Genomic DNA, 21,091 nt, shown 5'->3' with positions numbered 1-21,091 from the left:
GGGTTAAACGCTCTAGCTTAACCCTGTCCCTCCTATTCTATTAACGTTTTAGATTCACTAATTCTTGTAGAATTTCATCAGATGTCGTAATAATTCGCGTATTCGCCTGGAATCCACGTTGTGCCGTAATCATCTCTGTAAACTCTTCAGACAAGTCTACGTTAGACATCTCTAGAGCTCCAGCAGCGATTGTTCCTCGACCTTCACCTGGAATACCTGTGTTTGCTACACCAGAGTTAATGGATTGTTGGAAATTGTTCCCGCCAGCACGTGTTAAACCAGCTGGGTTAGAGAACTTAGCAATTGCAAGGACACCCAGTGTACGAACTAAACCATTGGAGTAAACTCCGTTGATTTCTCCGCCAGCTCCGATGTTAAATGATTCAATGGAGCCTTCAAGATTACCGTCTGTGTTGATGATGGCTGTGTTTTGATTGTTACCTGCAGGGGAAGTTAAATTTGCCATGTTTAAGGCAAATGTTTCCCCACCGATAGTTATATTAGTAGTGTTTGGTGTAGCTTGCCTTGTTGTTGCATCAAAAGTAATAGTCGGCAGCGGCGTAGCTATGTTCCCTGAAGAAGATGTACCGTTAATACTCCACTCACGAGCTGCAGTATTTTTCGTAAAAGTTATATCTACCTTTAGTGGTGTTCCATCGGCTCTAACAACTTCGATTTGTTGTACATATTTACTATTTGGTGCAGCAACATCACTTAGAGTACCCTCAACTGTTGCAGTTGTGGTCCTAGTAGGTGACATAACAGCATTTACATTCACCGTTACATCTCCATAGTTGTTGGCTCTTACTCCACTCTGATCAACCGCATAAGCCTGTAACTTCAACCCATCACTATTAACCAAAGTACCTTCATTATCTAAATAGAAGTTCCCTGCACGTGTATACACATCTTGATTACCTTGACGAACAACAAAATACCCATCACCATTTAATGCTAAATCTAGAGAACGACCAGTAGTTTGTAAGCTTCCTTGTGTATCAATTGTGTCAATACTAGCAAGCGTAGACCCTAGTCCTACTTGCATGGGGTTTTTACCACCACGGGTATCTGTCGCTGCACTTGCACCGGAAATCGTTTGGTTCATTGTATCTTTAAACGTTACACGACCTTTTTTGAAACCGTACGTGTTCACGTTAGCAATGTTATTTCCGATAACGTCCAGTTTTGTTTGAAAGTTTTTCATTCCACTAATTCCAGAGTACATGGATCGTAGCATATTGATTATCCCCTTTCGTTTTACTCTGTTTCCTTCATTCCACAGAGTAGCGGCCTCCACCGAGTGGTCCAGCCTTTTATTCAATAATGATTGTTCCATTGATATTGGTGAAAATCTGACCAACCGCTTCCTCACGATTCATCGCAGTAATGACCGTTTCATTCGGTACACTAACAATTAGTGCAGCGTTTCCTACTAACACGAGTGATTCTTTTAAGCCTTTTTGTTTTGCTTCTTGTACTTTTTGCTCCATCATTGCCCATTCTCTAGAAGAGATAGAGATATCCCTTTGCGCTAATCTTTTTTCCGCATGTTTGGAAACGAGTATTGGATTTTCACCAGTTGCTTGTTCTAGGTGATCTTTAAATGACACCTTTGTTTCTCCATGCGTGATGGATGTCTTCTTATGAAAAGGAACTTGTTTTGGAATGGGAATGGAGGAGAGAATTCTCTTATCCATTCAGCTTTCATCCTATCCTTTAATTTCTGTTAATTGATTGCTTAGAATTTTTTCCTCGTTATTTAAATGAATCCATGTCTGTCCATCTTTTCGGGAAACCGACGAAACTATTGCCGAAATGGATACTCCAGCTTTTTCATAAGAAACATTTTTTCCAATTAAATAACTTGCTTGTAAAAGTGGAGATTCGTGACTATCATTAACATGGTTTACTTGAGAAATATTTCCTGGTTCTAATTTCGTTCCATCTTCTAAAAGAAACTCTACAGTATTATTTTTAAACACCACTGATTTTACCAATCCAGTTCCTTCTGTAAATGTAGGTGGTGTTTCAGGCGTTTCTCCCTCTTGCATTATGTGCCAAGTCACTTCTTTTCCAACAAACTGGTTATAGGAGATTAATTGGTTTTGTTCAGAGGTTTGTACAAACTTCTCCATAGTATTCGCCATGTTGGTCATTTGTTCTAGATTAGAAAAAGTAGCCATTTGTGCAATAAAATCTTTGTCTTCCATAGGATTGAGTGGATCTTGATTTTGTAATTGTGTCATGAGTATTTTCAAGAAATCATCTTTTCCTAAAATATCCCCGTTTGTTTTTCTCTCTTTTATTACAGAGGAATAGAGCAAATCATTATTAACTGATACCATTAACTCGTCACGTCCTCTTCAGCTGATTGGAGTTGTTCTGACAATTCATCTAAAAATGTTCTAGTAGTACTTTTGTCTTCTTGCTGATCAGATTGTTGTTCTTGCTGTTGACCACCTTGGTACGAGTCTCTTGAAGATTGTCTTAAATCTGGAGCAGAGGATTGAAACACTTCTACTTTCTCCACTTGAATGTTTTGTAGTGCAAAACTATTTTTCAAACTTGAAAGGTTCGTATCAATCATTTCTTTTGCAGCTAAACTGCTTGCTAATATCCTTGCAGTTAAAATGCCGTCTTTCTGAACTAATTCAATTTTTAGCGTTCCTAGATGTTCAGGGTATAAGTTAATTTGCAACTTAGACTGCATAGGGTTCTTCATCCAATTAGCTTTAGATAACACATTAGTAAACTCCCTAACAAAGGCTTCTGTTTGAAGTTTAGTTGTCCCTTTTGGTAAATGAAGAGCTACTTGTTCAAAGGTTGACGAAGCATTTGAAGAGATAATGCTTTGTTCCACGTTCAGCCCTTGTGAAAGGGAAGTAATTTTACTAGTTTCATTTGTAGATTGGTTGGGTAATCTCAAAAGAGCTTGCTGAAACTTGCTAGTTGCATCATTTTCTTTTCTTTGTATTTGATTCAATAACTGTTGCACGATACTTTTTAAATCATCAACTGTAGAGTTCAGTGATTGGGAGATGCGATCAGTTGTACTCGTTTGATCAGATTGACGAATAAATTTTTTCAAGATAGAAACTACTTGAACCATCTCATTTAGTTTCGTCTGAATAGGTAGTTGATTTTCTTTGTCTTTTCCTTCCGATACTAAAACCTCTAAGAATTTCGCCGTGGCATTTACCCATTCTTCTGGAGTATTTGCATTAGAGGCTTCTTCATAAAGAGTAGGAAGTGAGGTAGATGTAAGATTCTTCATTAATGATTCCATTACATTCATTATCTCTTCTACAGACATATCCATTGATAAAAGGAAACTTTCTATGTCAACACCTATATCAGAAGGGATTTCTTGATCTTCTGTTAAACTAGCAAGTAAAGCCGTCAATTCCTCAACGCTTAGTTTAATAGGTGCTTTCGTATCTCCTTCTAGCTTCCTACCAGCTTGCGCTTGCCCTAGAGCGTTTCCTAGCATAAATTCAAAGCCGCTTCCACTAGTTTTCTGATTGTTTTTCCCATTATCCACCATAACCTCTTGACTAAGTTGAAATACGGTACCTACATTCATTCTGTCACCTCCCTTCCGTTGCTAATAATTTAGTGAACCTTGCTGCATCTTGTGGCAGCATAGACTCAAGGATTTTACCTAATTGATCAGGGGAAACCTGTGAAAGTATTTTAACCGCTTCTTCCTCTTCTAGTTCCACTAGTATTGGAGCTGCTTTTTTTGCTGACATTGCTTCATACGTTTCCACAACATCTGCAAATGCACGTTTATTATCACTTTGGATCTGTCTTAACTCTTCTAGTTGATTTTCTAGTTGTTCTTTTTCTAACTCCACTTGTTTGATTGCATTATCTTTATCGAGAATTTTTGTTTCTAGTTTTGCTATTTGTGCTTCTCGTTCTTCTATTTCCGCTTGAAGATTAAGTGACCTGTTTTCCAATTCTTTTACCGCCTCTTCACCGTCACCAAATACAGATTGGAGCACAGATACCTTTTCTCCCATTTTGCTTACCTCTTGAAACACATTGACTCCACTTATTTGTAATAAGACGAGCCCAACTGCGATGACGGTTAATAAGGGAATTAGGAAAGCCATCATAAACCACTGAAACTTCGATGCTTTTCTTTCTACTTTTTCCACTGAGTTAGCCATGTAATCTCACCTACTTAAGTGCCCTGTTAGCAAAGAATTGAGTAGAAATCTCATCCATTTCTTTCGCCTCCAACGCGGCTTGATTCTGTGTGAATGCAGCAAATCCCTTATCTACTAAACATTCCACTTTTTTCACTTCCATATTTTTCTCTTTCACTTTTTCTGCATTCCAGTTCATCTTTTGACGGGCTTTCACCACTTCTTTTTGATAAAATTCAATACTTTTATCAAGATGTTGAAGGAACAACTGCTGTTGGCGCATCTCTTGCACAGAATATCCTACTAACAACTTCTGTTCTTGATCTGCTTGCAATGTTTCTTTTTTCTTCAGTAACTCATACAGTTCTTCCGCTACCTTCTCAAACTGTTTCATGGAATGTTCATAATGAGTGATGGCCTCTACTTTTTCTTGCTCTCGAACGATTTGAATTTTTTCAAAGCGGTTGACAAACTTCAATTTCATTATCCTCCTTGAGCAAGCGACTGTAGTCTCATTGTTGTAGTAGTAATAGGAACTTTGTCTTCTGTTGGTTGTTTAAGAAACTCGATGATTTTCGGATACATAATTATTGCATCATCAATGTCTTTAGATGATCCTTTCTTATATGCTCCAATGTTGATTAAATCTTCTGATTGTAAATAAGCACTTAACTTTTCCCTTACTTTGTTAGCTGATTCCGAATGTGCAGGATCTACTAGGTGATTCATCAATCTACTAACACTCTTTAAAACGTTTATAGCAGGATACTGGCCCTTATTTGCCAAGTTTCTATCTAATACAAAATGACCATCTAAAATACCACGAACAGTATCTGCAATTGGTTCATTCATGTCATCTCCATCTACTAAGACCGTGTAAAAAGAAGTAATGCTGCCAAGATGATTTGTTCCAGTTCTCTCTAATAGTCTAGGAAGGATGGCAAAAACAGATGGCGTATAGCCTTTCGTAGCTGGAGGTTCTCCAATCGCAAGTCCAACTTCCCTTTGAGCCATTGCTATCCTAGTAACAGAGTCCATCATGAACAGTACATTTAGTCCTCTATCTCTGAAATACTCAGCCACCGCTGTTGCCGTGTAAGCTGCCTTAATTCTCATCAGTGCGGGTTGATCAGATGTTGCGGCAATTACAATACTTCTTGCTAAGCCTTCAGGACCCAGATCTCGCTCAATAAATTCCCTAACTTCACGACCTCGTTCTCCTATTAAAGCAATGACATTAATATCAGCTGACGTATTTTTCGCAATCATTCCCATCAAAGTACTTTTTCCAACACCACTTCCAGCAAATATACCTAAACGTTGCCCTTTTCCTACGGTTAAAAGTCCGTCTATTGCTTTTATCCCAACCTCTAAGGTTTCATTTATTGGCGGTCTTGATAAAGGATTGGGCGGATCTTGGTCAATCGGAACAGAGGTCAATCCAATAGGTAACGGTGACTGATCCAATGGTTCTCCTAGTGAATTTAATACCTTGCCTTTTAAAGCGTGTCCAACTTTGACTTCAAGTGTCGAACCAGTCGCTTCGACTAGCGACCCTGGTGCAATATCTTGAATATTTTGGTAAGGCATTAATATGACATCATCGTCCTTAAACCCAACTACTTCCGCTCTTATCTTTTTTACAATTCCGTTACTTTTTACATGAATCCAACACATCTCACCGATAAACGTTGAAGGACCCTTTGATTCAATCATTAGACCAACCACTCGCTTTACTCGACCAAAGACCTTAATGCCGGTTACATTTTTTACATGAGGGATGAGATCTCGAGCCTTCATTCCTTCTCCTCCTGTAACAGTTGCAATAGCCTACTTTTTAACTCTGTTAACTGGTGGTCAACAGTTGCATCAATTCTGCCAGCTGGTGATTCAATGAAACATGTTGTCGTAGAGAGGTCATCATCCGCAAAAATGGTTAAAGTAGCATCTGGTGGTAACAAATGGTCAAGCTCTGACTTTACATTTATCAATAATTCGTACATTTTCGGATGAACATGTAGTTGTAACTTTTTTTGTTCTTTCCCTAGTTTAATTGCGTGTTTCACTAAAGAGATAAATTTTTCTGGTGATTCTGCTAACGTATCGTGAAGAATACTTTCAGCAACTTCCATAGATAAACGAAGGATCGTTGTTTCTGCATTTTCTAAATGTTGCTGTACTTGTATCTCGCTTTGTTGAACAATCGTTTTAGCTTGTTCTAAGAGGGACTCATATTCCATTTGTGCAGTATGTCTGCCTTCTGCCAAACCGATTTCGTACCCTTCTTTTTTTGCGATTTGGAGTTCATTTGAACGCCATTCTTGAAATTGCTCTTGTTCATCTTTTAATTGTTCATACAACTTAGCAACTTCTTCTTGTGCCTGTTGAATCATCGAATTCGATTCCATAACAGCTTGAGAAAGGATGAATTCCTTTTCTTCTGCTAGCCGTTTTAGATGTTCTTGCTTAAGAGGATTTTCCACTTCTCCTTCAGAAGAAGAATCTTGAACTTTTTTTATTCCAATTACTTTTACATTGTCATCGGAAGCACTAGCCCACCTTGATTTGATTAATCTAGACAATGATATCGTCTCCTCCACCACGCGCAATAATGATCTCACCAGATTCTTCTAATCTTCGAATAATCGCAACAATTCTTGATTGCGCTTCTTCCACATCACGCAATCTGACTGGTCCCATGAATTCCATCTCTTCTTTAAATGTATCTACCATACGTTTAGACATATTACGGAAGACGATTTCTTTTACTTCTTCGCTAGAAACCTTTAATGACAATAGTAAATCTTCATTTTCACAATCACGTATAACTCGTTGAATAGATCTGTTATCTAATGTAACAATATCCTCGAACACAAACATACGTTTCTTAATTTCTTCTGCAAGTTCTGGATCTTGAATTTCAAGAGCATCCAAGATTGTTTTCTCTGTTGCTCTATCTACTCCATTTAACACTTCTACTACTGATTCAATTCCACCAGTTTGTGTAAAGTCTTGTGTAACAGTTGCAGATAACTTTCGTTCTAAGATAGATTCCACTTCACTAATTATCTCAGGGGATGTCGAGTCCATAATTGCTATTCTGCGTGCGATATCCGCTTGTACTTCTTGCGCTAATTCAGACAATATTTGTCCTGCTTTTTGTGGGTCTAGATACGATAGAATCAACGCAATTGTTTGCGGATGTTCATTTTGAATAAAATTAAGGATTTGGCTAGCATCTGCTTTTCTAGCAAAATCAAACGGTCTCACTTGGAGAGATGATGTCAATCTATTTATGATGGCAGACGCTTGGTCCTGACCAAGTGCTTTTTCTAGAACTGTTTTTGCGTAGCCAATTCCACCTTGAGTAATATAATCTTGCGCAAGAGCTATATTATGAAATTCTTCTAATACCTCTTCCTTTGAATCTGCATCTACTTTTTTTACACTAGAAATTTCTAAAGTAAGCCTTTCAATCTCTTCTTCCGAAAGGTGCTTATATACAGAGGAAGCCACTTCAGGTCCTAAAGAGATTAGGAGGATGGCAGCTTTTTGTTTCCCTGATAGCCCTTTTTCTCTTTTAGCCATTTTTTCATGTCCCCCTAATCTTCTGCAATCCAAGTTCTTAATAGTTTTGCGAATTCATCTGGCTTATCTTTTGCCATTTTCTCTAATTGCTTTCTTCGAAGTGTTCCTTCTGTTACTTTTTCTTGATTTACATCTGCCACATTAATTGTGGAGGCAACTTCTGATAGAATCTCTTCATCTTCTTCAGCTTTTAATTTTCGAGATCTTAAAATGAAGAATAGAAGTAGAATGATAACCGCAAGTAAAATCCCACCAACTACGTAAACCCACCATGGGATAGTTGGAGTGCTATTTGCAACAAACTCCGTCTTCCCATTAAGTTTGTGAATGTTAACAGAAACCTTTGAATCTATTTCCTCTTCCGTTAAAGGTGTCCCTACATCTTTATCGATAGAAGTACGAATAATCGTTGATAAAATTTGTTCAACATTTTGCTCTAAGCCAGCAGGCATTGACGTTTCATCATCCGGATTTGGTGGTTCTAAAAGTACTTGAATTCCAAGATCTCTAATCTTGTAATCTGCACCAGCAATTTCATTTCGGATTCGATTGACTTCGCTATTAATGGTACTTTCTGTTCTTTCATAGTCACCGTTCCCATTTGCACCTTCTACATAACCTGCACCTAATGCATCTGCTGGGTCTTGTCCTTGAGGAACACCGCCTATATTAGCACCAGCTCCAGCGCCAGTGTATGTCTCCGTGATATTTTGAGCACTTATCTCAATACCACGCATATTTTCTTCATCAACAGGTTCGACTAAATCTTCAACAGAATTCTTTTTTGAGAAATCAATATCTGCCGTCACAGTCGCCATCGCTTTCCCATTCCCCATAAGCATTGTCAACATGGATTGCACCTGACGCTGAATGTCCTGTTCAATTTGTTTTTTTATCCCCATTTGGTCAGATATGGTTGCTACACCAGAATTTGAATTTTTTAAGTAGAAGTACTCAAAGTTTTGATTACTAATGACGATATTATCTGTAGACAAATTAGGGATACTTTTTGAAACTAAATGGTAAAGTGTTTCTACTTGTTGATCACTTAACCTGAAACCTGGTTGAGTGTTTAGTAAAACAGAGGCGGAAGCTTGATCAGTGGTGGTATTGACAAATACACCTTGTTCTGGAAGGCTGATCATCACTTTCGCATCATTAATACCTTCTATCCCTTTAATTAAGTTAGCCAGTTCCGTCTGCATGGCAGCTAGTTTGGAAGCATTAAATTCATTTTCTGTTTGCCCAAAACCACTACCTTGTCCGATTGTCGCAAATGTAATTTCACCTGAATTTGGTAGACCCTGTGCTGCTAGCTGAACCTTCAATGCATCTGCTTGCTCTTGTGGAACTAAAATACTTGTGCCATTTTCTCCAAGTTCATAAGGGACTGCTTGCCCAGTTAAGATTTCTGTAATAGATCCAGTTTCAGCAGGAGTTAAGTTTGTATATAAAGGCGCCATCACTGTTCTGTTTGCAAAAATACCTGTTAAAATTACTGCCAGTAAAATAGCAACTGCTCCACCTATAAAGAAACCTTTTTGCTTTTTGCTTCTACTGCCCCAATATTCTTTTGTAGTAGTTACATACTTAGATATATTCTCGTTCATTATTATCCCCCGGTTACGATGTGTCGGCGTTGTATGTCTTTAGCTAATTTAATGATTACTATTATTCGCACGACAATAGCATAGATTCCTCGTTATTCGAGAATGGTTAATAGTTGCATGGCAACCTTAACAGCGGTAACCGACTATTATACTTGCATTCTCATAATTTCTTGATACGCTTCTACTACTTTATTTCGAACTTCCATCGTGGTTTGCAACGTGATACTAGCCTTTTGAGAAGCAATCATCACATCATGTAATTGAATGTTTTCTCCATTAATCATTTTGTTTGTAATGACATCAGATTGAATTTGGTTTTGGTTTACGTTTTGAATAGCATTTTGGAGGTATGCACCGAATTGTGCTTGAGCCTCACCCGGAGAAATTTTTACACTTTCTGTTGGGTTCGACGGTCGTAAAGCATGAAGAGAAAACGAAGGTATGTTTTGAATGGACATGATTTTGTCATCCTCCTTTGATGTATTTGTTATTTACCTAATTCGAGCGCCTTCATCATCATTGATTTATTGGCATTGAATACTGTTACATTGGCTTCATATGATCTTGTTGCAGACATTAGATCTACCATTTCTCTTAATGGGTCTACATTAGGCATCTCTACATATCCTTCTTCATTTGCATCCACATGTGTAGGATCGTAAACCATCTTGAACGGCGTATCATCTTCAGAGATTTGTTTCACTTTTACCCCATCTCCATTACTTGAACCACTAGATCCGATAGCTTGATGAAGAAACGATGCAAAATTCGCACTTTTCGGTGTAAACTCTACCTGTTTCCTGCGATACGGCTGCCACTCTCCGTTTACAAATTCTCCTCTAGTTGTTTCCGCATTCGCCATATTGGAACTGATAACATCCATTCTAAGTCTTTGAGCTGATAGGGCCGAAGCAGTGATATTCATTCCATGGAACATTGTCATTGTTACTTACCTCCTCTTATAACTGATTGAAGAGAGTTAAATTTTCCATTTAACCGATCAACTAGCGAGTTGTAGTAAATTTGGTTTGTAGCTAAGTCAGCCATTTCGTTATCAATATCTACACTATTATTATTTTCGTTATAGTTCACATTTGGTCTAACTATTGTATTAAAAGCAGTTTCTTTACTGGAAAAGTCAATATGTCTATCATCTGTCTTTTTAGACGGAAATGAATTAGACATCTCTTTTTCCAAGAAACTTTTAAATTGGACATCCTTTGCTTTATAACCTGGGGTATCTACGTTAGCAATATTATCGGAAATTGCCTTTTGTTTCATAGAAGAATAAGCAAGTCCGCTTTCTAACGACGTAATTGTACCGGAAAACAATTTCAACTATACCACTCCTTGCTAATTAAATGACAAGTTTTTATCAAATGTAACATATTTAGACATTGCTGATATAAACATTTTAAACTACTAAAATCATAGTGTCTATGCGATTTCAGAAGAAATGCATAGGTCAAAAATCCTAATTATATAATAGATACTTCGTCACATTTCGACTTTTTCCGCAAATACCTATCCATACAATACCATATAGAACCCTTTTTTCCTATAATACTTTCGTAAAGGTTTTTACAGAAACCACACTCTCTATTTCCCTATACTTAATACCTATTATTACAGTTACTTCGAGTCTGAAATATGATGTAATTTGTATTATTTGTAATACAAATGGTATAAAATACTCAAATAAACTGATTTTTTTATATGAACTAAAAATTTCAATCATTACTTTTAATAAAAAAAATTTACAATAACGTAACAATGCATTAACGTATTCCATTATCCTTCATTACCATATGGAAAAATGCATCTTCTTGTATGTGCTGTTGTCCACAACACAGAAAAAGACGACCTCGTTTTCGAAGTCGTCTTTTCCATATAGTTATGGTTTAATTTGTTTTTAGTTGTTGTAATTCCATTAAGAACTTATCATTTAAGACTTTAATATAAGTCCCCTTCATACCTAGAGAACGTGATTCAATTACTCCTGCACTCTCTAGTTTTCGAAGAGCATTAACAATAACAGAACGAGTAATACCTACACGGTCTGCAATCTTTGAAGCAACAAGTAGACCTTCATGTCCTTTTAATTCTTCAAAGATGTGCTCAATTGCCTCTAACTCAGAATAAGATAAAGAGCTAATAGCCATCTGTACTACAGCTTTACTACGAGCTTCTTCCTCTATTTCTTCCGCTTTTTCACGAAGTATTTCCATCCCAACAACCGTTGCACCATATTCCGCCAAGATTAAATCATCATCTTCAAATGACTGTTCTAATCTAGCTAGAATCAGCGTACCTAGACGCTCGCCACCACCAATGATCGGTACAATTGTAGTCAAACCATTTTTAAATAAATCTCTGTTTTCTACTGGGAACGCTGTATGTTCACTAGTGATATCTAAATTTGAAGATGTCTCTTGAATAGTAAACAAGTTTTTTGTATATTCTTCTGGGAATTGACGGTCCGCTAACATTTTCTTCATTCGTTCGTTTTCAATTTGCTGATTAACAGCAAACCCTAAAAGTTTTCCTCGGCGACTAACGACAAACACGTTTGCCACGATTACTTCTGTCAGAGTTTCGGCCATTTCTTTAAAGTTAACAGGTTTTCCAGCTGCGTTTTGAAGCATGGCATTGATCTTTCTTGTTTTAGATAATAAATTCATTCCTTAGTCCTCCTAGTAGTACGTTTCAAGCACGTATCTTTCTACATATATTAATTAAACTATTATAAAATAAACTGACTTAAGTCCTTATTTTGAACGATTGCACCAAGCTTTTCTTCTACGTAAGCTGGCGTAATAACTACTTTTTCCATAGAGATATCAGGAGCTTCAAAAGATAAGTCTTCCAGCAATTTTTCTAAAATTGTGTGTAACCTTCTTGCCCCTATATTATCTGTGTTTTGATTTACATCAAATGCAATTTGAGCTAACTTACGAATAGCATCGTCAGAAAATTCAATCTGTATACCTTCTGTTTCTAATAATCCTTGATATTGTTTTAAAAGGGCATTATTAGGTTCCACTAAAATTCGATAGAAGTCTTCCACCGATAATTTCTGTAATTCAACCCTAATCGGAAAACGACCTTGTAATTCGGGAATCAAATCACTAGGTTTAGAAGTATGGAAAGCACCTGCTGCTACAAATAATACATGATCCGTTTTAATAGAGCCATACTTTGTGACAACAGTTGACCCCTCCACAATTGGTAAGATATCTCGTTGAACACCTTCCCTTGAAACATCCGCTGAAGAACCACCTTGACTCTTACTTGCTATTTTATCAATTTCATCAATAAAGATGATACCCATTTGCTCGGCACGATAAACCGCTTCTTGCGTCACTTCATCCATATCAATTAATTTTTGAGCCTCATCATTAGCCAACACTTTCCTAGCATCACGAACAGGTAATTTTCTTTTCTTCTTTTTCTTTGGCATAAAATTACCTAGAGCATCTTGCATGTTCATCCCCATTTGTTCCATACCCGAACCCTGTAAAAAATCAAACATTTGCGGAGACTGTTCTTCTAATTCTACTAAAACTAGCTCTTCCTCTAATTCACCTGCAGCTAACTTAGCAGCGATATGTTGCCTTTTTGTACGTAATGTTTGCTCTTCTATATCAGATGACGAAACAGTTGATTCTTCTTCATCTTGAGCACCAAACAGCATTTCAAATGGATTTTTATAGTTAGTAGCTTTTTTAGCTGTCGGAACTAGTAGTTCAACTAGGCGTTTATTCGCAAGCTCTTCCGCACGTTCACCCACGCCTAAAATTCTTTCTTCTTTTACTAGCCTAACAGAAGTCTCTACTAAATCTCTTACCATGGACTCCACATCTCTACCGACATATCCAACTTCGGTAAATTTCGTAGCCTCCACCTTAATGAAGGGAGCGCCAACTAATTTGGCCATTCTTCTAGCAATCTCTGTCTTTCCTACGCCTGTAGGTCCAATCATAAGGATATTTTTAGGTACTACTTCATCTCGTAGGTTCTCAGATAACTTAGATCTTCGATAGCGATTGCGCAGGGCAACGGCAACGGACCTTTTAGCATCACGCTGTCCAATAATATATTGATCTAACCTTTCAACAATTTGACGTGGTGTTAACGCTGAAGTTTGCTGTTTCATCTCTAATCACTCCCGTCTCATAATTCTTCTAAAATAATGTTGTGATTTGTGTACACACAAATATCAGCTGCTGTTGTTAGAGCAGCTTTGGCTATTTCAGAAGCTGATAGGTACTCACCCGCATATTTTTTTAACGATCTGCCAGCAGCAAGAGCATATTGTCCACCAGAGCCAATAGCTAATATTCCATCGTCAGGTTCAATTACCTCTCCAGTCCCTGAAATCAGAAGCATGCTTTCCTTATCCATCACAATCAGCATTGCTTCTAATTTCCTTAGTACTTTATCACTTCTCCATTGTTTTGCTAACTCTACACTAGCACGTTGAAGGTTTCCGTTATATTCTTGCAGCTTTGCTTCAAACATCTCAAATAAAGTAAATGCGTCTGCTACTGACCCAGCAAAACCAGCTAAAACTTTTCCATTAAAAAGTCTACGTACCTTTTTCGCAGTATGTTTCATTACTACGGCATTCCCAAAGGTCACTTGGCCATCTCCAGACATCGCGGCCTTGCCATTATGATGTATTCCGAATATGGTAGTTGCATGAAATGATCCCATAGATTTCACTCCTTAAGCACGAGGATGATGGTGCATATATGTTTCTTTCAGTCTTTCTTTTGTTACGTGTGTATACACTTGAGTTGACGTTAAGTGTGCATGACCTAACAACTCTTGTACCGTTCTTAAATCAGCACCATTATTTAATAAGTGAGTAGCAAAAGTATGTCGCAACATATGGGGATAAATCTTTCCATTTACAGTCGCTTTCTCCATCAATTGTTGGAGAGCATGTCGTATACCACGGGAGGTAATAGATTTTCCCCTATTATTGACAAAGACATAATCATGTTTTTCTTTTACTAAGTCCACTCGTCCTATATTTATGTATGTAGTTAAAGCATCATGCGCAAATGAGCCAAAGGGAACGTAACGTTCTTTTCTTCCTTTTCCACGAATCAATACAACTGATAGGTGGAAATCAATATCTTGTAGTTTTATCCCTTGACACTCACTTACACGAATACCAGTTGCATATAACAACTCTAACAATGCATAATTACGTATTCCAAGGGAAGACGGATCATTACGAGCAAATTCAAAAAGAGTATCTAGTTCTTCTTCATAGAAAAATCTTGGAAGTCGGTGCTCTTTTTTAGGTTGAAGAATTAAAGAAAATGGATTTTCGCTTAGATAAGCATCTCTAACTAGTACACGGTAAAAACTTCTTAGACTTGATAATTTTCTAGAAACAGTAGCTCTAGATAGTTTTCTTTCAACTAACTTACTTACAAAAAGCCTTGCTTCAATGTATTGTACTTGTAAAAAAGAATGTACGTTTTCTTCTTTCAAGAATTGTTCAAACTCATGGATATCATTTGTATATCCACTTACAGTATGGAGGGAGTAGTTTTTTTCAACTTGAAGATATAAGGAAAAAAGTCGAATACATTCTTCATTTCCAATCATCCTACTCATCCCCTTCCACTTTACGTTCAGCGTACCATAATTAGATTTAAGATAGCAATTAGTTTACAAAGTATTCACAAAGTTCCGATAGAATGAACTGTTAAGGGAATGTGCTAATAATATTATTTTCATAAAATACTCTAGTAGTCCATCAAGCATTGTACACTACAATTTGCCTGAAAAAAAGTTATATTATTGTTTTAGATAGAAAAATATTAATTTCTCTCACATACGACACCATATATGGAAATTATCTACTTTTTTCAAAGTATGTCTACTTATTCCTGTTACTAAACACAATTACGACCAAATAGAAAACCTTAGGGGTTTATTCCCCCTAAGGTTTTCAAAACGTTATTGCTGAGGTTGTTCTTTATAATCACAAGATGTACATTGAATTTGAATACCCTTCTTTAACTTCTTCTCCACTAACATCTCATTACACTTTGGACAAGGCCTTTCGATTGGCTTATCCCATGATAAGAAGTCACATGTTGGATACTGGTCACAACCATAGAAGATTCTCTTTTTCTTACTTTTACGCTCTATTATTTTTCCTTTTTCACACTTCGGACAAGGAACCCCAATCTCTTTTACTATAGCTTTAGTATTTCGACATTCTGGGAAGTTGCTACAAGCCATAAACTTACCGAAGCGGCCCATTTTAAAGACCATTTCATGTCCACACTTCTCACAATCTTCACCAGCAGGCTCATCTTTAATCTCGACAGATTCCATTTCTTTTTCTGCCTTCTCTAAATGTTTCTCAAACTTCTTATAGAATTCATCTATAATGCGAACCCATCTCTCATCACCGTCTTCAATACTATCTAAATCATGTTCCATTTTAGCAGTGAAGGCTACATCCAAGATGTCAGGGAAGAATTCCATAATAAGTTCTAAAACAATTTCTCCTAGCTCTGTAGGAATAAAGCGTTTATTATCTAATCCTACATATCCTCTTTTTTGAATTGTATCAAGCGTTGGAGCATAAGTGGAAGGACGACCAATACCAAGCTCTTCCATCGTTTTTACTAGACGAGCTTCCGTATATCTTGGGGGAGGCTGTGTAAAATGTTGTTTTGGTTCGATATCTTTTGAAACAACTTTATCGCCTTCTTTTAAATCTGGAAGGAAGGTATCTTTTTCTTCCTTTCCATCATCATTTCCCTCAACGTAAACTTTCATAAAACCGGCGAATTTAACTTTAGATCCCGTCGCACGGAACATAACAGCTTCGTTTGTTAAGTCTACACTCATCGTATCCATCACAGCTGGAGCCATCATACTTGCAACAAATCTTTCCCATATTAATTTATATAATCGAAGTTGATCTCTTGATAAAACTTCTTTTAGCGATTGAGGATCTCTCAGTGCACTAGTTGGACGAATCGCTTCATGCGCATCTTGCGAATTAGATGATTTCTTCACAGCAGAAGGTGTCATTTTGGTGAATTCTTTTCCATACTGTTGAGAGATATACTCTGTCACTTCTTGCTTTGCTACTTCAGAGATTCTCGTTGAGTCTGTACGCATGTATGTGATAAGACCGACTGTTCCTTCTTTCCCTAAGTCGATCCCTTCATATAATTGCTGAGCCAACATCATCGTTTTCTTTGCTCGGAAATTCAATTTTCTAGCTGCTTCTTGTTGCAAAGAAGAAGTCGTAAATGCAGGGGCAGCGTTTCTCTTTCGCTCTTTTTTAGCTACACTCGCAACAGTAAAATCATTACCTTTCATTTGCGAAAGAGCTGACTTTACTTCTTCTTCGGAAGATAAAGCCGTTTTCTTGCCATTAATTCCATAAAATTGACCAGAGAATATTTCTCTACCTTTTTGAAAGGAACCATCAATAGTCCAATATTCTTCTGGAATAAAGTTAGCAATTTCTTTTTCACGGTCTACAATCATACGAACAGCTACAGATTGAACTCGACCTGCACTTAATCCCTTTTTTACTTTTTTCCAAAGTAACGGGCTAATGTTGTAACCTACCAAGCGATCTAGAATTCTTCTCGCTTGTTGAGCATCTACTAAATCCATGTTGATTGGTCTTGGTGTTTTGAATGATTCCTTGATGGCATCTTTTGTAATTTCATTAAATACCACTCGACAGTCGGAATGAATATCCACATCTAAACTATGTGCTAAATGCCACGCAATCGCTTCTCCCTCACGATCCGGATCGGCCGCGAGATATACTTTTTTTGCTTTTTTTGCTGCAGTTTTTAATTCCTTTAAAACAGGACCTTTACCTCTTATGGTAATATACTTTGGTTCATAATCGTGTTCTACATCTACACCCATCTGACTTTTCGGTAAGTCTCGCACGTGTCCCATAGATGCTTTTACTTTATATTTTTTCCCTAAATATCGCTCAATCGTTTTTGCTTTCGCAGGAGATTCAACGATAACTAAATAATCTGACATAATGGTTCCTCCTTAGAGGTCTTTAAATTTCAATGTTTTATTGTTTGTGTAATCAAATGTAAATAGTAAAGAGGGATTAGATGTTTGTCAAGCAAACACATGGAATAAGTTCCCTTACTTCTTCTATCTTTCAACCGATATTACACGAAAGAGGCAATGTTTGTAAACGGTTTATTTTCAATCTCTCTAAAAATATCATCCGAACACGTTACCAATGTCGCACCTTCTTTGGCTAATAGTTGAGGACCTTTTGACAATGCGTGCCCCCAACAACCGGGAGTTACAAATACTTCTTTACCTTGATCTAGAGCATGTCTAACCGTACTCATCGATCCACTATTAATTTCTGCTTGAATAACAATGACACCCTTAGAAATACCCGAAATAATTCTATTTCTCTCGACAAAATGCCACTTTTGAACGAAAGTTGACGGTGGATGTTCTGTCACTACTAAAGAGTCCAATGCAATTTCTCTAAATAGACTCAAATGATTTCTTGGATACATATGAAACAAACCACCTGCTAAAACGGCAATGGTATTTCCACCCAGTTTTAACGTACTATCATGTGCGTAAAAATCTATACCTTTTGCACCACCACTTACAATAACCATTCCCCGATCTATTAATGATGGAAAAAGCTGTTCAATGATACGCTTACCTTCTTCATTACCTTTTCTAGAACCAATCACAGCAATCTTTTCCTTATTCAATAAACTGGTATTTCCTTTTGTGAAAAGCAGTAGTGGAGGGAGATACACTTGCAGTAGAGATAGTGGATAAAGAGAATTTTGCAATGAAACGACTTCAATTTTTTGGATAAAATATCGTTCCTTTAATTCATCGTATGGGAATGTATTAGAAAATTGGATAAACTGTTCAATCGTTTTTTGGAGTGAAGTGGAAGTGGACTGAATTTTAGTATTTAGAAAATGGAGGGTGGGGTCTAGTTTCAGTAGTTGCCATTTTTGTTTGAGGGAAATGAAAGGGTAATGAGCAAGAGCCCAAAGATTACGTTCGTCAATAAGCATAAATCACCTCTTATAATATAGTAGAAATCCGTCAAATTTAGACAGAAAGAATAAACGTTGAAGTAATCCAACGCTTATTCTTCTTGTGTTGCAAAATACTTTACATTAGTGTCTAGCTTCAGGTACGCAACCGCACTGTAAAGTTCATAAGTCCTCCGTTGGCTGAAGTACTGCCTACTCGGTCTTCTGAACTTTTTGCCGCGGCTTAAAACGCTCCTTACGCCTTTCTATTAATGCGTTTTACACTTCTCAAAAATACCTTTTTCGTGCAGTACTTCAATAAGCGTTTCACCCATTACAGAAGGTGTTTCCGCTACTTTAATACCACATTCGTTCATCACACGTATTTTCTCATCAGCTGTCCCTTTTCCACCTGAAATAATGGCACCTGCGTGTCCCATACGTTTTCCTGGAGGTGCAGTACGTCCGCCAATGAATCCTACTACTGGTTTCGTCATATTTGCTTTTACCCACTCAGCAGCTTCTTCTTCTGCAGTACCACCGATTTCACCAATCATGATAACAGCATACGTATCTGGATCTTCATTGAAAGCTTGAAGAACATCAATAAAGTTAGTGCCATTTACTGGGTCTCCACCAATACCTACTGCTGTAGATTGACCGATTCCAGCTTGTGATAGCTGATGTACAGCTTCATACGTTAATGTACCAGAACGAGATACTACGCCTACATGACCTTTTGTATGAATGTACCCTGGCATAATACCAATCTTACATTCTCCTGGAGTAATAACACCCGGACAGTTAGGACCAACTAGACGAGTTTTCTTTCCTTCCATATAACGCTTTACTTTTACCATATCCAGTACTGGGATATGTTCTGTAATACAGATAGCTAAATCTAGTTCAGCATCTACTGCTTCTAAAATTGCATCTGCTGCGAATGCTGCAGGTACATAGATAACAGAAGCGTTTGCGCCAGTTTTCTCCACAGCTTCTGCAACTGTGTTGAATACCGGTACTCCTTCCACTTCTGTACCACCTTTACCTGGAGTTACTCCACCAACAATTTGCGTGCCATACTCAATCATTTGTTTTGTATGGAAAAGGGCAGTAGCTCCTGTAATCCCCTGAACAATTACCTTTGTATCTTTATTAATAAATACGCTCATTCCATTCCCCTGCCTTTCGTTAGCCTACAAGCTCAACAATTTTTTGTGCACCGTCTGCCATAGACTCTGCAGCAATGATGTTTAATCCTGACTTGTTAAGAATTTCTTTTCCTAGGTCAACGTTAGTACCTTCTAGGCGAACAACTAGTGGCACAGTTAACCCTAATTGCTTAGCAGCTTCTACAACACCTGTAGCGATAATGTCACACTTCATTATTCCGCCGAAAATGTTTACAAAGATACCTTTAACACTTGGGTCAGATAGAATGATTTTGAATGCTTCTGTAACTTTCTCAGCAGTTGCACCGCCCCCAACGTCCAGGAAGTTAGCCGGTTCTCCGCCGTAATGCTTTACGATATCCATTGTTGCCATCGCAAGACCTGCACCGTTTACCATACAACCAATATTTCCATCTAATGAGATGTAGCTTAGATCATATTTAGAAGCTTCGATTTCTTTAGCATCTTCTTCTTCTAGGTCGCGATAAGCAACGATGTCTTTTTGTCTGTATAGAGCATTGGAGTCAAAGTTTAACTTCGCATCTAATGCCATTACTTGACCATCCCCTGTGATAACAAGTGGATTAATCTCAGCAATCGAACAATCTTTTTCGACAAATGCATTATATAGCCCCATCATGAATTTCACTGCTTTATTTACTAATTCTTTTGGAATGTTAATGTTAAAAGCTACACGACGAGCTTGGTATCCAGTTAATCCTACAACTGGATCAATTACTTCTTTAAAGATTTTCTCAGGAGTTGCTTCTGCAACTTCTTCGATTTCCGTTCCACCTTCTTCAGACGCCATCAGCGTAATACGAGAAGTTGCACGGTCTAATACTAAACCAATATAGTATTCTTTCTTAATGTCACAGCCCTCTTCAATTAACAGGCGCTTAACTTCTTTCCCCTCTGGACCTGTTTGATGAGTTACAAGTGTTTTCCCCAAAATTTCACTCGCATATGTACGTACTTCATCTAGATTTTTAGCAACTTTAACCCCACCAGCTTTACCACGTCCACCTGCGTGGATTTGCGCTTTGACAACGCTTACAGAAGTACCTAATTCTTTCGCTGCTTCCACCGCTTCTTCTACTGTGAACGCAACTTTTCCGTTTGGTACTGCTACCCCGAAAGCCTTGAGGATTTCTTTTCCTTGATACTCATGGATATTCATTTCCCATCCTCCTATCAAACTATGAAAAATAGACTGCGCTTTCATTGTATAAGAATGTCGAGCGGATGTCTACCGCAACCTGTGAAATATTTCACTCGTTTTACTATTCTGGAAAATTGGTATGTGAAGATTACGCAATGAATATTTACAATATATAACGCTTGGACAAAACCCAAAAGTGACTGCACGGAGATTTCCGCTGCAGCAGGACGCTTTTCACGGGGCGGCGTCAGTATGATAAGGATACTCAGTTAAAGACGGACGACATCACGTCGTCAACACTGAGTTGTTACTGTTCACGTAACAAAAGCGTAAGGCGCGCGTTTAGATTCGGTAGCAA

At 37.7% G+C, this 21,091-nt stretch carries 21 protein-coding genes; all 21 read right to left on the bottom strand.

The window, feature by feature from the left end:
• Window positions 1-40 precede the first annotated feature (40 nt).
• The 21 genes from G8O30_RS04920 to sucC all read right to left on the bottom strand — a co-directional run bounded on the left by G8O30_RS04920 (window position 41) and on the right by sucC (window position 20,751).
• Window positions 41-1,237 carry a flagellar hook protein FlgE gene (locus tag G8O30_RS04920; RefSeq protein ID WP_239673874.1) on the bottom strand — a complete coding sequence of 399 codons (1,197 nt, stop codon included), beginning with the start codon at window positions 1,235-1,237 and terminating at the stop codon, window positions 41-43.
• 76 nt (window positions 1,238-1,313) lie between these two features.
• Entirely contained in the window at window positions 1,314-1,697 is a 384-nt protein-coding gene (locus G8O30_RS04915; RefSeq protein WP_239673873.1) for a TIGR02530 family flagellar biosynthesis protein, read from the bottom strand.
• 12 nt (window positions 1,698-1,709) lie between these two features.
• Window positions 1,710-2,345 carry a flagellar hook assembly protein FlgD gene (flgD, locus tag G8O30_RS04910; protein WP_239673872.1) on the bottom strand — a complete coding sequence of 212 codons (636 nt, stop codon included), beginning with the start codon at window positions 2,343-2,345 and terminating at the stop codon, window positions 1,710-1,712.
• Entirely contained in the window at window positions 2,345-3,583 is a 1,239-nt protein-coding gene (locus G8O30_RS04905; RefSeq protein ID WP_239673871.1) for a flagellar hook-length control protein FliK, read from the bottom strand. The genes flgD and G8O30_RS04905 overlap by 1 nt, the downstream gene beginning before the upstream one ends.
• Window positions 3,584-3,587: 4 nt before the next feature.
• Window positions 3,588-4,175 (bottom strand): MotE family protein, encoded by a 588-nt coding sequence (locus G8O30_RS04900; RefSeq protein ID WP_239673870.1) that lies wholly within the window; start codon window positions 4,173-4,175, stop codon window positions 3,588-3,590.
• Between the two features lie 10 nt (window positions 4,176-4,185).
• Window positions 4,186-4,632, bottom strand: a complete 447-nt coding sequence (fliJ, locus tag G8O30_RS04895; RefSeq protein ID WP_239673869.1) for a flagellar export protein FliJ — start codon at window positions 4,630-4,632, stop codon at window positions 4,186-4,188.
• Window positions 4,633-4,637: 5 nt separating this feature from the next.
• Entirely contained in the window at window positions 4,638-5,954 is a 1,317-nt protein-coding gene (gene fliI, locus G8O30_RS04890) for a flagellar protein export ATPase FliI (RefSeq protein WP_239673868.1), read from the bottom strand.
• Complete coding sequence (fliH, locus tag G8O30_RS04885) at window positions 5,951-6,736, bottom strand: flagellar assembly protein FliH (RefSeq protein ID WP_239673867.1); 786 nt, start codon at window positions 6,734-6,736, stop codon at window positions 5,951-5,953. The genes fliI and fliH overlap by 4 nt, the downstream gene beginning before the upstream one ends.
• Complete coding sequence (gene fliG / locus G8O30_RS04880) at window positions 6,729-7,742, bottom strand: flagellar motor switch protein FliG (protein ID WP_239673866.1); 1,014 nt, start codon at window positions 7,740-7,742, stop codon at window positions 6,729-6,731. The genes fliH and fliG overlap by 8 nt, the downstream gene beginning before the upstream one ends.
• Before the next feature lie 14 nt (window positions 7,743-7,756).
• Window positions 7,757-9,352: a flagellar basal-body MS-ring/collar protein FliF gene (gene fliF / locus G8O30_RS04875; RefSeq protein WP_239673865.1), complete on the bottom strand. Its 1,596-nt coding sequence runs from the start codon at window positions 9,350-9,352 to the stop codon at window positions 7,757-7,759.
• A gap of 146 nt (window positions 9,353-9,498) precedes the next feature.
• Window positions 9,499-9,810, bottom strand: coding sequence for a flagellar hook-basal body complex protein FliE (gene fliE / locus G8O30_RS04870; RefSeq protein ID WP_239673864.1), 312 nt, complete (start codon window positions 9,808-9,810; stop codon window positions 9,499-9,501).
• Window positions 9,811-9,839: 29 nt separating this feature from the next.
• Window positions 9,840-10,295 (bottom strand): flagellar basal body rod protein FlgC, encoded by a 456-nt coding sequence (gene flgC, locus G8O30_RS04865; RefSeq protein WP_239673863.1) that lies wholly within the window; start codon window positions 10,293-10,295, stop codon window positions 9,840-9,842.
• A 2-nt stretch (window positions 10,296-10,297) separates the two neighbouring features.
• Window positions 10,298-10,690, bottom strand: a complete 393-nt coding sequence (gene flgB, locus G8O30_RS04860; RefSeq protein WP_239673862.1) for a flagellar basal body rod protein FlgB — start codon at window positions 10,688-10,690, stop codon at window positions 10,298-10,300.
• Window positions 10,691-11,253: 563 nt separating this feature from the next.
• A complete protein-coding gene (gene codY / locus G8O30_RS04855; RefSeq protein WP_239673861.1) occupies window positions 11,254-12,033 on the bottom strand; it encodes a GTP-sensing pleiotropic transcriptional regulator CodY in 780 nt (259 codons plus the stop codon).
• Between the two features lie 62 nt (window positions 12,034-12,095).
• Entirely contained in the window at window positions 12,096-13,508 is a 1,413-nt protein-coding gene (gene hslU, locus G8O30_RS04850; protein ID WP_239673860.1) for an ATP-dependent protease ATPase subunit HslU, read from the bottom strand.
• Window positions 13,509-13,525: 17 nt separating this feature from the next.
• The gene (gene hslV / locus G8O30_RS04845) at window positions 13,526-14,068 is read right to left on the bottom strand and encodes an ATP-dependent protease subunit HslV (protein WP_239673859.1); all 543 of its coding nucleotides are present in this window, start codon (window positions 14,066-14,068) and stop codon (window positions 13,526-13,528) included.
• A 12-nt stretch (window positions 14,069-14,080) separates the two neighbouring features.
• Window positions 14,081-14,977 carry a tyrosine recombinase XerC gene (gene xerC, locus G8O30_RS04840; protein WP_239673858.1) on the bottom strand — a complete coding sequence of 299 codons (897 nt, stop codon included), beginning with the start codon at window positions 14,975-14,977 and terminating at the stop codon, window positions 14,081-14,083.
• Between the two features lie 354 nt (window positions 14,978-15,331).
• Entirely contained in the window at window positions 15,332-17,407 is a 2,076-nt protein-coding gene (gene topA / locus G8O30_RS04835) for a type I DNA topoisomerase (RefSeq protein WP_239673857.1), read from the bottom strand.
• A gap of 140 nt (window positions 17,408-17,547) precedes the next feature.
• Complete coding sequence (gene dprA / locus G8O30_RS04830; RefSeq protein ID WP_239673856.1) at window positions 17,548-18,438, bottom strand: DNA-processing protein DprA; 891 nt, start codon at window positions 18,436-18,438, stop codon at window positions 17,548-17,550.
• Between the two features lie 230 nt (window positions 18,439-18,668).
• The gene (gene sucD / locus G8O30_RS04825) at window positions 18,669-19,571 is read right to left on the bottom strand and encodes a succinate--CoA ligase subunit alpha (protein ID WP_239673855.1); all 903 of its coding nucleotides are present in this window, start codon (window positions 19,569-19,571) and stop codon (window positions 18,669-18,671) included.
• Between the two features lie 19 nt (window positions 19,572-19,590).
• The gene (sucC, locus tag G8O30_RS04820) at window positions 19,591-20,751 is read right to left on the bottom strand and encodes an ADP-forming succinate--CoA ligase subunit beta (protein ID WP_239673854.1); all 1,161 of its coding nucleotides are present in this window, start codon (window positions 20,749-20,751) and stop codon (window positions 19,591-19,593) included.
• Window positions 20,752-21,091: the final 340 nt, after the last annotated feature.

Source organism: Mangrovibacillus cuniculi, assembly GCF_015482585.1.
Classification (GTDB): domain Bacteria; phylum Bacillota; class Bacilli; order Bacillales; family R1DC41; genus Mangrovibacillus; species Mangrovibacillus cuniculi.
Note: the sequence above shows the minus strand (reverse complement) of the source record. Positions and strands in the feature narration are given on the sequence as shown.

Excerpts from the sequence above, each read along its gene's own strand:
- G8O30_RS04920 (WP_239673874.1), bottom strand. The coding sequence starts at position 1,237 with ATGCTACGATCCATGTACTCTGGAATTAGTGGAATGAAAAACTTTCAA.
- G8O30_RS04915 (WP_239673873.1), bottom strand. The coding sequence starts at position 1,697 with ATGGATAAGAGAATTCTCTCCTCCATTCCCATTCCAAAACAAGTTCCT.
- flgD (WP_239673872.1), bottom strand. The coding sequence starts at position 2,345 with ATGGTATCAGTTAATAATGATTTGCTCTATTCCTCTGTAATAAAAGAG.
- G8O30_RS04905 (WP_239673871.1), bottom strand. The coding sequence starts at position 3,583 with ATGAATGTAGGTACCGTATTTCAACTTAGTCAAGAGGTTATGGTGGAT.
- G8O30_RS04900 (WP_239673870.1), bottom strand. The coding sequence starts at position 4,175 with ATGGCTAACTCAGTGGAAAAAGTAGAAAGAAAAGCATCGAAGTTTCAG.
- fliI (WP_239673868.1), bottom strand. The coding sequence starts at position 5,954 with ATGAAGGCTCGAGATCTCATCCCTCATGTAAAAAATGTAACCGGCATT.
- fliG (WP_239673866.1), bottom strand. The coding sequence starts at position 7,742 with ATGGCTAAAAGAGAAAAAGGGCTATCAGGGAAACAAAAAGCTGCCATC.
- fliF (WP_239673865.1), bottom strand. The coding sequence starts at position 9,352 with ATGAACGAGAATATATCTAAGTATGTAACTACTACAAAAGAATATTGG.
- fliE (WP_239673864.1), bottom strand. The coding sequence starts at position 9,810 with ATGTCCATTCAAAACATACCTTCGTTTTCTCTTCATGCTTTACGACCG.
- flgC (WP_239673863.1), bottom strand. The coding sequence starts at position 10,295 with ATGACAATGTTCCATGGAATGAATATCACTGCTTCGGCCCTATCAGCT.
- codY (WP_239673861.1), bottom strand. The coding sequence starts at position 12,033 with ATGAATTTATTATCTAAAACAAGAAAGATCAATGCCATGCTTCAAAAC.
- hslU (WP_239673860.1), bottom strand. The coding sequence starts at position 13,508 with ATGAAACAGCAAACTTCAGCGTTAACACCACGTCAAATTGTTGAAAGG.
- hslV (WP_239673859.1), bottom strand. The coding sequence starts at position 14,068 with ATGGGATCATTTCATGCAACTACCATATTCGGAATACATCATAATGGC.
- xerC (WP_239673858.1), bottom strand. The coding sequence starts at position 14,977 with ATGATTGGAAATGAAGAATGTATTCGACTTTTTTCCTTATATCTTCAA.
- topA (WP_239673857.1), bottom strand. The coding sequence starts at position 17,407 with ATGTCAGATTATTTAGTTATCGTTGAATCTCCTGCGAAAGCAAAAACG.
- dprA (WP_239673856.1), bottom strand. The coding sequence starts at position 18,438 with ATGCTTATTGACGAACGTAATCTTTGGGCTCTTGCTCATTACCCTTTC.
- sucD (WP_239673855.1), bottom strand. The coding sequence starts at position 19,571 with ATGAGCGTATTTATTAATAAAGATACAAAGGTAATTGTTCAGGGGATT.
- sucC (WP_239673854.1), bottom strand. The coding sequence starts at position 20,751 with ATGAATATCCATGAGTATCAAGGAAAAGAAATCCTCAAGGCTTTCGGG.